The organism is Pseudomonas bohemica (assembly GCF_002934685.1).
Classification (GTDB): Bacteria; Pseudomonadota; Gammaproteobacteria; order Pseudomonadales; family Pseudomonadaceae; genus Aquipseudomonas; species Aquipseudomonas bohemica.
Genome location: NZ_NKHL01000099.1, coordinates 1 through 12962, shown reverse-complemented (window position 1 = coordinate 12962; position 12962 = coordinate 1). Strand labels below are relative to the sequence as shown.

Annotated in this window: 13 protein-coding genes and 1 pseudogene; 7 read left to right on the top strand and 7 right to left on the bottom strand. The window is 59.5% G+C overall.

The window, feature by feature from the left end; translation table 11 throughout:
* The first annotated feature begins 11 nt into the window (after positions 1-11).
* Positions 12-317 carry a DUF1883 domain-containing protein gene (locus CE491_RS09295; protein ID WP_110948126.1) on the top strand — a complete coding sequence of 102 codons (306 nt, stop codon included), beginning with the start codon at positions 12-14 and terminating at the stop codon, positions 315-317.
* A 679-nt stretch (positions 318-996) separates the two neighbouring features.
* On the opposite strand, the gene tauA is transcribed toward CE491_RS09295, so the two are convergent.
* Together tauA and CE491_RS09285 are read right to left on the bottom strand one after the other, a co-directional pair.
* Positions 997-1983 carry a taurine ABC transporter substrate-binding protein gene (tauA, locus tag CE491_RS09290; RefSeq protein WP_110948064.1) on the bottom strand — a complete coding sequence of 329 codons (987 nt, stop codon included), beginning with the start codon at positions 1981-1983 and terminating at the stop codon, positions 997-999.
* Positions 1984-2140: 157 nt separating this feature from the next.
* Positions 2141-3358 (bottom strand): MFS transporter, encoded by a 1218-nt coding sequence (locus CE491_RS09285; protein ID WP_199885040.1) that lies wholly within the window; start codon positions 3356-3358, stop codon positions 2141-2143.
* Between the two features lie 127 nt (positions 3359-3485).
* Here CE491_RS09285 and CE491_RS09280 point away from each other — a divergent pair, with 127 nt between their 5' ends.
* The 5 genes from CE491_RS09280 (at position 3486) to CE491_RS09260 (ending at position 7520) form a co-directional block, all read left to right on the top strand.
* A complete protein-coding gene (locus CE491_RS09280) occupies positions 3486-4388 on the top strand; it encodes a LysR substrate-binding domain-containing protein (protein WP_199885039.1) in 903 nt (300 codons plus the stop codon).
* A 238-nt stretch (positions 4389-4626) separates the two neighbouring features.
* Positions 4627-5292 (top strand): amino acid ABC transporter permease, encoded by a 666-nt coding sequence (locus CE491_RS09275; protein ID WP_110948061.1) that lies wholly within the window; start codon positions 4627-4629, stop codon positions 5290-5292.
* Entirely contained in the window at positions 5273-5932 is a 660-nt protein-coding gene (locus CE491_RS09270; RefSeq protein WP_110948060.1) for an amino acid ABC transporter permease, read from the top strand. Before CE491_RS09275 ends, CE491_RS09270 begins: the two co-directional genes overlap by 20 nt.
* Positions 5929-6690, top strand: coding sequence for an amino acid ABC transporter ATP-binding protein (locus CE491_RS09265; protein WP_110948059.1), 762 nt, complete (start codon positions 5929-5931; stop codon positions 6688-6690). The genes CE491_RS09270 and CE491_RS09265 overlap by 4 nt, the downstream gene beginning before the upstream one ends.
* Positions 6687-7520: a transporter substrate-binding domain-containing protein gene (locus CE491_RS09260; RefSeq protein ID WP_110948058.1), complete on the top strand. Its 834-nt coding sequence runs from the start codon at positions 6687-6689 to the stop codon at positions 7518-7520. The genes CE491_RS09265 and CE491_RS09260 overlap by 4 nt, the downstream gene beginning before the upstream one ends.
* Before the next feature lie 605 nt (positions 7521-8125).
* On the opposite strand, the gene CE491_RS09255 is transcribed toward CE491_RS09260, so the two are convergent.
* The 5 genes from CE491_RS09255 to CE491_RS09235 all read right to left on the bottom strand — a co-directional run bounded on the left by CE491_RS09255 (position 8126) and on the right by CE491_RS09235 (position 12562).
* A complete protein-coding gene (locus tag CE491_RS09255; RefSeq protein ID WP_110948057.1) occupies positions 8126-8917 on the bottom strand; it encodes an amino acid ABC transporter ATP-binding protein in 792 nt (263 codons plus the stop codon).
* Positions 8910-9560, bottom strand: coding sequence for an ectoine/hydroxyectoine ABC transporter permease subunit EhuD (gene ehuD, locus CE491_RS09250; protein ID WP_110948056.1), 651 nt, complete (start codon positions 9558-9560; stop codon positions 8910-8912). Before ehuD ends, CE491_RS09255 begins: the two co-directional genes overlap by 8 nt.
* The gene (gene ehuC, locus CE491_RS09245) at positions 9557-10252 is read right to left on the bottom strand and encodes an ectoine/hydroxyectoine ABC transporter permease subunit EhuC (RefSeq protein WP_110948055.1); all 696 of its coding nucleotides are present in this window, start codon (positions 10250-10252) and stop codon (positions 9557-9559) included. The genes ehuD and ehuC overlap by 4 nt, the downstream gene beginning before the upstream one ends.
* 328 nt (positions 10253-10580) lie before the next feature.
* Complete coding sequence (gene ehuB / locus CE491_RS09240; RefSeq protein WP_110948054.1) at positions 10581-11453, bottom strand: ectoine/hydroxyectoine ABC transporter substrate-binding protein EhuB; 873 nt, start codon at positions 11451-11453, stop codon at positions 10581-10583.
* A 134-nt stretch (positions 11454-11587) separates the two neighbouring features.
* On the bottom strand, positions 11588-12562 hold the full coding sequence (locus CE491_RS09235; RefSeq protein ID WP_110948125.1) for an aliphatic sulfonate ABC transporter substrate-binding protein: 975 nt from the start codon (positions 12560-12562) through the stop codon (positions 11588-11590).
* A gap of 285 nt (positions 12563-12847) precedes the next feature.
* Between CE491_RS09235 and CE491_RS09230 the strand changes: the two are divergent.
* A pseudogene (locus CE491_RS09230) lies at positions 12848-12962 on the top strand (energy transducer TonB); the annotation flags it as partial.

Here is a 12962-nt window from a genome sequence, read left to right as displayed (position 1 = left end):
TGTGGGATTTCATGAAATTCATCCATCAGCGCGAGCATCTGAACGAGGGTGACGTGGTCGTTATCGAGTCTTCGAATACTTGCAATATTCGTCTGATGAGCGATGCGAACTTTCGCAGTTTCAAGAATGGTGGGCGGCATACGTATCACGGCGGGGCGTTCGATCGGTTTCCGGCGAAGATCGTGGTGCCCAGCAGCGGGTTCTGGAATATTACGATCGATACGGTGACGCAGCGAGCGATCAGTGTGACGCGTAAGCCCAATCTGAAGCATTCGATCAGGATCGTGCGGCGGGGTGGGAGTGGGGCGGTTCGGTGATTCGGCGTCGGGTTTTGCATGTATATCCATTATTGGGGTGGCGCTGATATGGGTTCGTCCTAACGTCCGAATGGTTTCGACTTCGTCGAGTTACCTGAAAAAGCCGAAATGCCGGACCAACCCAAGTAACCAAGGGTGCTTGCTCCTGGTTTGGCCTGCACCCAAGTCGCGATTTGCGGCGTTTGGACTATTGCGCTAGAACAGCAACAGCGTGGTTCGCGCTTTGTTCGCGCTTTTTGTTTGGCACTTCACTGACTGGATAAACACATACCCGTGGGAGTGAGCTTGCTCACGAAGGGGCCGGTCCATCTGCAGCAGATATGGAATTTGAACGCCAGTCTTCGTGAGCAAGCTCACTCCCACAGAGAACCATGTTTAATACGCGACTCCTACGCCCTACGGGCAGAATCAAAAACATTGCGGTGATCTGCCGCTCTCCCGCGTCAGCGCTCGCTTCTTTTTTTGCTTTTGATCTTCATGCCACGCCAGTCCAGACACCGCCAAACGCGACTTGGCCGCAGGCCAACCAGGCGCAAGCGACTTTGGTTACTGTCGTCGCTGTTCAAAAGTAACTCGACGAAGTCGAAACCATTCCGACGTTAGGACGAACCCACATCAGCGCCACCGCCGATAACGGATCTGCACACAACCCAAGCGCCAGCGAGAGACGCCAGTGCTCCTACTCCCCAATAAACTGGTCACTCACAAACGCTGAATAATCCGGCAGAACACTCTCAATCTTCCCCTGATCCTTCAGAAACTCGGCTGTCTTGGCGATCGCCGTAACCGTCCCACCCCCCAGCAACTCAGGTGACTTCTGTTCTGCCGCAGTCGGAAAGTGCGACCCATCCAGCAGCTCCGGCACATCCGCCGCGTTCGACCCGGTAAAGCGAGCAATGGTCTTCACCGGCTGCGAATCCGCCGTCCATTCGGACCGATGCGCCGTGTAATCGGCAATCGCCGCGAGGCTCACCTTGGCAAAATCAGCCACGATCTCAGGATGCTTCTGCGCGAAATCCTTACGCGCTACCCACACCTCGAACGTCGGCGAGCCCCACTGCGATACTTGACCAGCGTCGGTCAGGATCTTGCCGGTTTTGCGGACCTCCCCCAAGGCAGGCGACCAGGTGAAGGCGCCGTCGATGTCGCCGCGCTTCCATGCAGCGGTGATCTGCAATGGGGTCAGATTGAGGATCGTTACCTTCTTCGGGTCGATGTTCCAATGCTTCAGTGCGCCGAGCAGGCTGTAATGGGAAGTGGAAACGAACGGCACAGCGATTTTCTTGCCGATCAGGTCTTCAGGTTTGTCGATACCGCTGCCATTGCGCACCACCAGAGCTTCGGAACTCTGGATCTGCGAAGTGACAATGAACGCCACCAGCGGCACGTTGCGCGACGCCGCTGCCGCCAGAGGGCTGGAACCCAGGTTGCCGATCTGCACGTCACCGGAGGCCATGGCCGCGATCACCGCGGGACCGGCATCGAACTGACGCCAGTCGATTTTCTGGCCGATGGCTTTCTCGTATTCACCGTCAGCGATGGCGCGCTTGACCGGGTCGATACCGGTGATGTAACCGAAGGTCAGGTCGGCGGCGTGCGCAGCCATTGAGAGGGCGAATACACCCAGCGCCACAGAGACGGTCGCGGTCCAGTTTTTCTTGATCATCTTGATGAAATGCCTTGATGTTGTATGTGGCGCCGTCGAGGTCAAACAGCGGTCAGGCATGGATCATAAGATTCTATCAATTTAGTTTTAAATATCATTTTGGCATTAGCTTAGGCTACGCCATGAAGCACGCAGTCCGAAGTGACGGGTACCTGATCTACCCGTTGAACGTGCCCCGATGGCGCAACGAGTAAATCCAGACCGGAACCACCGACAGCACCGCCGTTGCCGCGACGATCACAGCGGCCGAGGACACACCTGCATGGTCCCCGGCAAATCCATACAGCACCGGCGCCAGGGCGCCCGAGCCGATGGTGCCGGTGTAGAAGACTGAAAATGCTTTCTCCAGCCGGTGAGGGTCGACCACGTCGGTCACTGCGCCATAGAGCACCGACGACGTTCCGTTCAGCACCGCCCCCAGGAACGGCAAGGCCATCAACCCGAGAGGCAGGGGTGACAGCAACACCACGACGATCAGCAAAGCGGTGGCCAGCTCGGTGACGAGGATGGTGTTGAGAGTGCCGAATCTGTCCGACATCCAGCCGCAGACGAATTTGCCCACCGCGCCGCCGATGAACACCAGCGTCAACGCCAGGCCCGCCTGTGGCAGCGAGCCGCCGTTACCCTTGATGATGAAGGGCAGGAAGGTGAGGAAGCCCATGCGTACCGCGCTGTCCATTACCGCTGTGCACAGCAGCACACGAAAGGCCCCAGGACCGGCTTTGACGGCGGGCTCTACAGGGCGCGATGGCGAGGCTTTTTGCGCAGGCGCGAACCGGGGCGTGACATCCTTGAGCAGGGTCCAGATCAGCACCGCCGCCAGCAGGCCTGTTACCGCGAACACGGTGGCGGTGATATGGAAGGTGGTGAAGGTCAGCAGAAACGCCGCGCACGCAGGCAGCAGGGACTTGCCGATGTCCCCGGCGAAGTTGTAGACGCCCAAAGGGCGCTTGGCATTTCCTGCGTAGGCTCTGGACACCATGGCCGAGGCGATGGGGTGTTGCGCGCTGGCGCCCATGCCGGCGAACACCAGCGCTGCGCCCAATGCCAGCGCGCTGTCGGTAAACCCTGCCGCCAGCCAGCCGAAACCGGTCATGGCCGTGGCGATCGACAGCACGTAGGCGGGTTTCATGCGGGTCGACAGGCTCGACGCCGGGATTTGCAGCGCAGCGAGCGTCAGAGCGTAGGCGCTTCTCAACACGCTGAGCCAGACGTAGCTGAGCATGAACATTTCCTGCCACACCGGCAGCAGGACATACACCAGGTCGCTCAACCCATCATGAGTGGCGTGGGCAGTGCAGGCGGCGACCAGCGTTTTTTTCTTCGCTGTGCTGTCAGCGTCGGAGACTTTATGTACCGTTGTGGAAAATGTCATATGTTTGCAACGCAAATGAGGTGCGCCCATTGTGGCGCGCCTCGGGAACGTGCCGCCAATGAAAGGATTTCATGCTGCATGAGTATGTTTGGGGGACAGCTGGATGGCGTTTAAAAGGTTTCCATCGGTGGCCTCGTTGAGAGGATTCGAAGCGTGCGTCAGGCACCTGAACTTTTCACAGGCAGCGGCCGAACTGCATGTCACGCAAAGCGCGATCAGTCACCAGATCAGGCAGTTGGAAGAATTGCTCGGCGTCGAGCTTTTCGAGAGAACGGCAGGGGCCATGAAGCTCTCGTCCCACGGCGTCGAATTGTTGCCAGTGGTGCGGGTGTTTCTCAAGGACATGGGCCGGTTGGTTGATCGGTTCGAGCACAGTCGGGGCGAGGGCTCGGTTCTCGAAGTGTTTGTGCATGATTCGTTCGCCAGCACCTGGCTTATCCCGCGCCTGTCGAAGTTTTACCACGTGCGGCCGGATATCCGGCTCAAGCTCAACACCGACGAGTTTTCCCGGTTCGAAAATCCCAACGCTCAGGCCGCGATCAGGCTCGGCGAGCAGGGCGCAAGCTGGTCAGGCCTGCGTGCTGAATTCATCCTGGCAGAGCGGATCTTCCCGGTGTGCAGCCCGACGCTGATCGAGACGTTGGGCGCATCGTCTGCGCCAGCGGACGTCCTCAAGTATCCGCTGATCCTGCGCTCGCGGAGCACGCTCAACGGTCAACGGGTGTCGTCGCCATCCTGGGAATACTGGTTGCACAAACACGGTCTTTGCGACGAACCCTTCAACTGTGCGCTGACGGTGCCCTATAGCAACATGGCCGTGCACGCGGCGCTTCGCGGACTGGGCGTGGCGATGGCGCGAACTTCGCATATTTTCGATGAGCTGGCATCGGGCGCGTTGCAGAAGCTGTTCGTGGACGAACTGGACACCACCACCGGCTACCACTTCCTCTGCGCGCCGGGGAAGGAGAATACCTACGAGATTCAGGCCTTCCTCGATTGGCTCAAAAGCGAGGTCGCAGACGCAGGTTGACTCAACTGTTGCTGTAGCAACATCTGGTCAGCAAAGCGGCTTAAAAACAAACAGTTACGTCGTTTTTTCTATCAATTCATACCGCGGAAAACGCTACTTCTGCGCATGGCACAAAGCCTGCAATCGCTCCTGAACCGTCACGCGACATTCCAATGGCGCGCGTCATAGCCGATCGTTCAGGAGTTTCAGTGTCTCCATCCCATAACCCCATTGGCGGCTCGCCAGGGCGCGCATCGAGATGAATTTCGATGTCGATTTCGCGCTTTCCACGTTGCCTGCGTTTCTCGTCGCAGTGGGCGTCACCCTGCAAGTCGGGTTGATTGCTATCGCGACCTCGCTCTGTGTCGCCTTGATCAATGCCGCCATCGCTGTCTTCGAAGTGCCGGTGCTCAAGCGCCTGGTGCGGCTGTACGTCGAACTGGCACGCAATACGCCGCTGCTGATCCAGCTGTTCTTCATCTATTTCGCGCTGCCGAGCATTGGTATCCGGATTTCAGGATTCGCCTCGGCGATCATCGCCATGACCTTTCTTGGCGGCGCTTACCTGACTGAGATTCTGCGCGCGGGTGTCGCTGCCGTACCCAAGTCGCAGATCGAGTCGGGGCTGTCCATCGGCCTGTCGCGCTGGCAGTTGCTGCGCCACGTGATCTTGCCGCAAGCAGGCATCCTCAGCCTGCCTGCGCTGTTCGCCAACTTCGTGTTTCTGCTCAAGGAAACCACGGTGGTGTCTGCCGTGGCGGTGCCGGAGATTCTCTACACCACCAAGAACTACATCGCACTGTACTACAAGACCTACGAAATGCTCGCGGTCATGACCGGGCTTTGTGTGCTGCTATTCGTTCCGCTTTCGCTATTGCTGCGGGTTGTCGAAAGGAGGCTCCAGCATGGCCAGTTCGGGTCTTGAGTTGCTGTGGGTCTCGGCGCCGCAGCTGCTGACGGGCATCGGGCGCACGCTGGGGATATCCCTGTTGGCTATCGTCTTCAGCAGCATCGGCGGCCTGGCGTACGGGGTGCTGCGTAACCTGGGCATTCGCTGGCTGGACACGATTTTGCTGATCTACCTGGAAGCCTTCAGAGCGATTCCGGTGCTGGTCTGGCTGTACCTGTTTTTCTTCGGCTTGCCGATTTTCTTCGGCTGGAGCATCCCCGGGTTCTGGTGCGCGGTGCTGGTGTTGTCTCTGTGGGGCATCAGCGAGACCGGCGAAGTGGTGCGCGGTGCGCTGCGCTCCATTCCTCGCGGTCAGCGCGAAGCCGGGCTGGCCATCGGCCTCGGGCTGCCCGGTTTGTATGGCCGGGTGTTGTTGCCCCAAGCGTTGCAGCGCATGACCCCGCCGATGATCAACGTATTCACCCGCTTGATCAAAACCAGTTCGCTGGCGGTGCTGATCGGTGTGGTCGAAGTGATCAAGATCGGCCAGCAAATCATCGAACGGACCTACGAGTCGGTGTTGATCTACGGCTTTCTGTTCCTGTTTTTCTTTCTCGTCTGCTACCCGTTGTCAGCCGCATCCCGTGTGCTCGAGCGACGCTGGAGTCACTCATGAGTGCATTGATAGAGCTGTCCGGCTTCAGTAAACGTTTTGGCGATGTCCCGGTGTTGCAGGACATCGATCTGAAGGTCACAGAGGGCGAGGTGCTGGTCATCCTCGGCCCAAGCGGTTGCGGCAAGAGCACCTTGCTGCGCTGTCTTAACGGGCTGGAGGCCGGGCACGCCGGGCATTACCGTTTCGACGGCCGGGAGCTTGCCGCCAATACCGACTGGCGCCTCGTTCGCCAGCAGATCGGCATGGTGTTCCAGAGCTACCACCTGTTCCCCCATATGAGCGTCTTGGACAACATTCTGTTGGGCCCGGTGAACGTGCAGAAACGCCCCAGAGCCGAAGCGCGGCAGCAAGCCGAGACCCTGCTCGCGCGCATTGGTCTGCTGGACAAGCGCGATGCGTTCCCCCGCGAATTGTCCGGCGGCCAGCAACAGCGCATCGCGATCGTCCGTGCGCTGTGCATGAACCCAAAAGTCATGCTGTTCGATGAAGTGACCGCGGCCCTTGACCCGGAAATGGTCAAGGAAGTGCTGGAGGTGATTCTCGACCTCGCGCGCAGCGGCATGACTTTGTTGATCGTCACCCACGAAATGGCCTTTGCCCGTGCGGTGGCGGACCGGATCCTGTTCATGGACGGCGGACGTATCGTCGAACAGGGCGACCCCGAAACCTTCTTCAGCTCCCCGCAGACCGCACGCGCGCAGCAGTTTCTGGAGAAATTCTCCTACGTGGAAAATATGCCTAAAAGGAATGCATCGTGAACTTTAAAACTGCCCTCGTTTTCCCCCTGCTGGCCATCGGTTTGTTGGCCGGTGCCGCTGCCCATGCCGAAGGCTATCTGGACAAGATCAAGGCCCGCGACAAGTTGATCGTCGGCGTCTTCAGCGATAAACCGCCTTTCGGCTTCGTCAACGAGAAGGGCGATTACGTCGGCTTCGACACTGACCTGGGTCGACGTTTCGCCAAGGACCTGCTGGGCGACGAGAAGAAGATCGAGTTCGTGGTCGTCGAGCCAGCCAGCCGTATTCCGTTCCTGCAGAGCGACAAGGTCGACCTGATTCTGGCGAACATGACCGTGACCCCGGAACGCGCCCAGGTGGTGGATTTCACCAACCCGAACCTGCGTGTCGCGGTACAGGCGCTGGTGCCGGAAAAGAGCGAGGTGAAGAGCCTCGATGACCTGGCGAAGAAGACCACCATCGTCACCACCGGGACGACTGCCGACATCTGGCTGACCAAGAACCACCCGGACTGGAAACTGCTGAAGTTCGAGAAAAACTCCGAGTCCTTGCAGGCGCTGGCCAACGGTCGTGGCGATGCCTACGCCCAGGACAACCTGGTGCTGTTCAGCTGGGCCAAGCAGAATCCGGGCTACCGCGTATTGGCGCAAAAGCTGGGTGACGAAGCACCAATCGCGCCGGCGGTGAAGAAGGGCAACCTCGAACTGCGTGACTGGGTCAACACCGAGCTGGCCAATCTGGGCAAGGAAAAATACCTGCTCAAACTGTACGACCAATACGTGCGCAGCCAACTGGCTGAAGGCACCGACCCTGCGGCAGTCATCGTCGAAGGCGGCGCCTGGAAGCCGTAAGGCTGCATCCGGACGAACGCGGTGGGTCAGCCTGCTAGAGATGGGCTGCCTGACCCACCGCCTTCGCCACTGTCGCACAGCTCCAGAAGCTCCCACAGGTTCAGCGGTGCTCGCGTATCTTCGGATTGACTCACTCCCTGGACTGCCCCAAAAGGTTGGACATTCAGCGGTGCTCGCGCATCTTCGGATTGACGCATTCCCCGTGGGAGACGTCGGAGGTTACGACGGCAGCGAACGCGGCCGTTCAGTCAACGCAAGGCCGCCTGATACACCGCAGTCGTGAGCAAGCTCGCGGGTTGCCTGATCCGCCGCCTTCGCCGCTGTCGCACAGCTCCAGAAGCTCCCACAGGTTCAGCGGTGCCCGCGTATCTTCGGATTGACTCACTCCCTGGACTGCCCCCAAAAGGTTGGACATTCAGCGGTGCTCGCGCATCTTCGGATTGACGCATTCCCCGTGGGAGACGTCGGAGGTTACGACGGCAGCGAACGCGGCCGTTCAGTCAACGCAAGGCCGCCTGATACGCCGCAGTCGTGAGCAAGCTCACCAAGGCTGACCTTCCGGCAACGACAACGCCAGATCGATCCGCCGTTTCCTGACAGTTCCATTACCGCTTTTCCACCAGATTCAAAAACCGCCGCGTCCGCTCGTTGTCCGGGTTGACGAGGATCTGCTCTGGCGTGCCATCGGCGACGATTTTCCCGGCTTCCATGAACAGCACCCGATCGGCGATGTCTTGGGCGAACTTCATTTCGTGGGTCACCAGCAGCATGGTCATCTGTTGCTCGTGGGCGATGGCGCGAATCACCGCCAGCACTTCGCCGACCAACTCCGGGTCCAGCGCCGACGTCACTTCATCGAACAGCATCACTTGCGGGCGCATCGCCAACGCGCGGGCGATGGCCACCCGTTGCTGCTGCCCGCCGGACAACTGCGCCGGGTAGGCGTCGGCTTTGTGGCTCAGCCCCACCAGCCCGAGGTATTGATGCGCACGCTCAAGCGCTTCTTCGCGGCTGAGCTTCAACACCCGGAACGGGGCTTCGGTGATGTTCTCCTGCACGGTCAGGTGCGGGAACAGATTGAACTGCTGAAACACCATGCCGACCCGATGCACCACAGGGGCCTTTTTAGTGCCTGGCAAACGCCAGCTGGAGGAGCGCGCCGGCACCGATGCGCCGGCCACTTCAATACTGCCTTGCTGATATGTCTCAAGCCCCTTGATCAGCCGCAGTACCGTGGATTTGCCCGAACCGCTGGGACCGATCAAGGCGACTTTCTGGCCTTGGGGAATGCTCAGGTCCAGATGATCGATTACCCGGTGGGCGCCGAAGTTTTTCACTACGCCCTTGAGGCTGATTTGCGGTGAGGCGAGCGCAGGGCTCTGTGCGAGATCAGGCATGACTGCGCCTTTCGAAGTATTTGAACAACAGGGAAGTCGGCACGCTGATCGCCAGGAACATCAGGGCCATGACGGTATAAGGCTCGTTGTAGCGATAGGTCATGCCGGCAATCTGCTTGGCCGCCTGAAACAGCTCGGGAATGCTGATGACCGCCAGCAAAGGCGTCTCCTTGAACATCCCGATCAGGTAGTTGCCGAGCACCGGCAGCATCGGTTTCAACGCCTGGGGCAGGATGATGCGCTGCCAGGTGGTGGCCGAATCGAAATCCAGTGCGCGCGCCGCTTCCCACTGCCCGGCCGGTACGCCGTCGATGGCGCCGCGAAAGGCTTCGGCAATATAGGACCCGTAATACAGGCCCAGCCCGATCACTCCGGTGGACACCGCTGGCAGCGTGATGCCCACCAGCGGAAGGGCGAAGAACAGCACGTACAGCTGCACCATCAGCGGCGTATTACGAAAGAAACTCAGGTAACCGCTGCTCAGGCGCCGCAGGACGCACAGGCGCGAGCGTTGGGCAATGGCCAGCAACAGGCCCAACAGCACGGCGAGCAAAAATCCCAGTACCACCACTTGCACGGTAACCAGGAGGCCCTGAAACAGATCCGGGACAATCGACCAGGCAAAGGCGTAATCGAAATTCATGAGGCGGCCCCCTCGGCTGCAACAGAACGCCGCCACGACGTCACCCGACGTTCATAACGTTTGACCAGCCAGCTCATCGGCCAGGCCATGACGAAATAGCACACCAGCACGATGCTCCAGATCAGCGTCTGCTGGCCCAAGGTGGTGATCAGTTGGCCGCCGGAAAAAGTCAGGTCGCTCAACGTGATCAACGACACCAGCGAGGTGGTTTTCAGCAGCTCGACTAACTGATTGCCCATCGGCGGCAGCATGAAGGGGAGGGCTTGGGGCAGGACGATGCGGCGAAACGCGGTGATCGAATCGAAGTCCAGCGCCTGCAGCGCATCACGCTGGCCGCGACTGACGTTGCTCAAGGCCGAACGCACGATCTCCGAGCCGTAGGCCGAAAAGGTCAACCCGAGGCCGAGAACGCCGGTGGTCATCGGCGACAGGCTGATGCCGAACAACGGCAGGATAAAGAACAAGTAGAACAGCAGCACCAGTGCGGAAATGCCACGCAGGATTTCGACGTAGACCGTGGCGATCCAGCGCAATACGCGCCAGGGCGACAGGCGCATCAGCGCGATGACGAAGGACATCGACACCACTATCAGTTGCGCGAAGAAGGTGATTTGCAGGGTCACCAGCGCGCCGTTGGCAAGCTGGCGAGCGATGAAGCGTGCCGTTTCCACGGCAGTCGGATCGAAGAACATGGCCGTACTCGTGTGGGTCGGGGCCGGATGGGGCGTGCGAACGATTAACCAGGTTGCTGAAGCTCACTACTCTTGCACTGCAAGCGCTATCCCCTGTGGGAGTGAGCTTGCTGACGAAGACCGACCGTTACACGCCTCATGTGCTGCGCATGTACCAGCCTCTTCGTAAGCAAGCGCTATCCCCTGTGGGAGTGAGCTTGCTCACGAAGACCGACCGTTACCCGCCACATGTGCTGCGCATGTACCAGCCTCTTCGTAAGCAAGTTCACTCCCACAGGTTCCACTGCATCAACTGAATCAACGCCTGAGCGCCTGCTTGATCTCAGCCTCAGCGGTTGCAACGCTGCTCGGCAGTAATGTCGGCCGGTGGCAGCTCGTTTTCGGTATAGCCGTATTTCTGCAGAATCTTCAGCAGCTCGCCCGAAGCGCGTAGCTTGGCCAGTTGTTCGTTGAAAGCCTTGGTAAACTCAGGGTCATTCTTCGGCAGGCCGTAGGCATGGTAATTCCAGGTCGGTTTGCCTTCGGCATCCGGGATCTGGTCGAAGGGCAGAGCGCGTTCGATGGCCGGGCTGTTGGCTTTCTTGACCAGGCTGATGACCTCCGCATCCGGGAAATACACCACGTCGACACGATCGGCCTGCAGTGCGGCCAGGGCTTCGGTGTCCTTGTCGAACAGCACGACATTACTGGTGGCGATGCCGCTGTCCTTGGCTTCCTGGACCTGATTACTGCCCGGTTGGGTGGCCAGGCGCGCCTTGCCATTGGCCGCGACGTCCTTGAGGCTGTGCAGCTTCAGCGGGTTGCCGGCCTTGACGATGAACGCACCGCCGGAGCGGGTCACCGGGTTGGAATAACCGATTACCTTGCAGCGCGCCGGGTTGATGAACAGCCCGGCGCCAATCAGATCGAAACGACCGGCAGCCAGACCCGGCACCAGCGAGCCGAACTCGGTGATAGGTGTCTCGACCTTGGTGATGCCCAGTTGCGAAAGGATCGCTTGCAGGATTTCCACGTTGGCACCGACGGTTTTGCCGCTGGTGTCAATGTAGGCGTAGGGCTGCTCGTTGGCGATCCCGGCGGTCAGACCCTGGGTGCGACCTTTTTCCAGCAGACCGGCGATGGCAGAGGATGCGAACAGCGCGTTCAGCAGGACTGCGGATCCGAGTAATGCTGACAGCGACAGAGGTTTCAGGCCTTTCATGAACGATGCTCAAATTGAGATGAACGTTTACCTGTAGCAGCGTCCTTGCCCGCAAAGAAGGCGGGTCGGATGGCGACCCACCTTAATCGACCGTCTTGGATGGCCGAGCAGGTGCGAGTGTGTGTATCGATATATCAGGGCTTCCAGATGCCCACGTCCTTGGCGTCCACAGCCCTGGGCAGCAGCCCTGCGGCAAAGAAGGCATCAGCGATTTTCTGCTGCTCGCCCAACTGATCGGCCTTCACGGGCTCGACCTGATAACTGCGATGGGCGTTCGCCGATTCGACGGTTTCCACATCCAGATTGCCCCACAGCGGACCTAACACCTGGGCGGCATCGCGCGGGTTTTTCTTGATCCAGCTGCCGGCTTCCTGCAATTGCCGATACACCAGCTTGAGCACTTCAGGGTGCGCGCTGGCGTAGGCCGTGCTCGTCAGGTAGTAGCGTTTGTAATTGGCAAGCCCCGTGCCGTCGGTGAGGGTGCGGGTCGGCAATTGGCGTTGCACGCTGGTGAGGAAGGGTTCCCAGGTGACCCACGCATCGACCTTGCCGTTCTCGAACGCGGCGCGGCCGTCGGCAGGCGTCAGGTAAGCGGGCTGGATATCGGCGAACGTCAGGCCGGCCTTGTTCAGCGCGGCTATCAGCAGGTAGTGCGTGCCGGCGGCCTTGGTCACCGCGACCTTTTTGCCCTTGAGGTCCGACAGCTGCTGGATCGTCGAATCCTTGGCGACCACGATCGCCTGTGCGCTCGGGGAGGCTGACTCTTCAGCGAAATACGTCAGTTTCGCCTGTGCGGCCTGGGCGAAGATAGGCACGGTGTCGGCCACGTCGGCACTGATGTCGACGTTGCCGATGTTCAGCGCTTCCAGCAGCGGCAATCCGCTCGGAAACTCGTGCCAGGTAATGTCGATATCGTCTTTGCCAAGAGCCTTTTCCAGCGTGCCCTGAGCCTTCAGCAAGGTAATCAGCGTCGAGGATTTCTGGTAGCCGATGCGTACCGTCTCGCGAGCCTGGGCGGGCAATGCGAGCGCGCAGGCGAGGGTGATGGCCAGTCCTGCGAGTAAAGGACTGCGAAGGTTTTTCCGGTTGCGGTCGGTTGCGGTTGGCATGATGAATTCGTGCTCGGGATCAAGAGGGCCGGAGTAGGGGCTGGCGAACGCCAAGTCACGAATCATAGAGTTCTAAAAAGTATTTTTTAAATATCGTCTGGTTATTAGCTTATACGTGACTGCCCATTTATATGAAAACGTTCGCTTATGCCCGTTTTGGATAATCCTCAAGCTAAATATTCTTTTAAGGGATAAGTCGAATCGTGGATTATCTGAAAGTGACGTTTTCCTAGGCAGACGCTCTGGAATGCAGTTGTCACCCTCGTGGACATGCAGGAGTTACGAATGAGTAATGCCCAAACCGCCAACGCACGGGACGTGCTCTGGCGTCAGGCGCCGGGCGGCGAGCTGCTCGACCTGGGCCGGGTCTATCGCGGCCCCTTGGCGCTGTCGCGTCTGC

Excerpts from the sequence above, each read along its gene's own strand:
- CE491_RS09295 (WP_110948126.1), top strand. The coding sequence starts at position 12 with ATGAAATTCATCCATCAGCGCGAGCATCTGAACGAGGGTGACGTGGTC.
- CE491_RS09270 (WP_110948060.1), top strand. The coding sequence starts at position 5,273 with ATGGCCAGTTCGGGTCTTGAGTTGCTGTGGGTCTCGGCGCCGCAGCTG.
- ehuD (WP_110948056.1), bottom strand. The coding sequence starts at position 9,560 with ATGAATTTCGATTACGCCTTTGCCTGGTCGATTGTCCCGGATCTGTTT.
- tauA (WP_110948064.1), bottom strand. The coding sequence starts at position 1,983 with ATGATCAAGAAAAACTGGACCGCGACCGTCTCTGTGGCGCTGGGTGTA.
- CE491_RS09275 (WP_110948061.1), top strand. The coding sequence starts at position 4,627 with ATGAATTTCGATGTCGATTTCGCGCTTTCCACGTTGCCTGCGTTTCTC.
- ehuB (WP_110948054.1), bottom strand. The coding sequence starts at position 11,453 with ATGAAAGGCCTGAAACCTCTGTCGCTGTCAGCATTACTCGGATCCGCA.
- ehuC (WP_110948055.1), bottom strand. The coding sequence starts at position 10,252 with ATGTTCTTCGATCCGACTGCCGTGGAAACGGCACGCTTCATCGCTCGC.
- CE491_RS09255 (WP_110948057.1), bottom strand. The coding sequence starts at position 8,917 with ATGCCTGATCTCGCACAGAGCCCTGCGCTCGCCTCACCGCAAATCAGC.
- CE491_RS09235 (WP_110948125.1), bottom strand. The coding sequence starts at position 12,562 with ATGCCAACCGCAACCGACCGCAACCGGAAAAACCTTCGCAGTCCTTTA.
- CE491_RS09285 (WP_199885040.1), bottom strand. The coding sequence starts at position 3,358 with ATGACATTTTCCACAACGGTACATAAAGTCTCCGACGCTGACAGCACA.
- CE491_RS09265 (WP_110948059.1), top strand. The coding sequence starts at position 5,929 with ATGAGTGCATTGATAGAGCTGTCCGGCTTCAGTAAACGTTTTGGCGAT.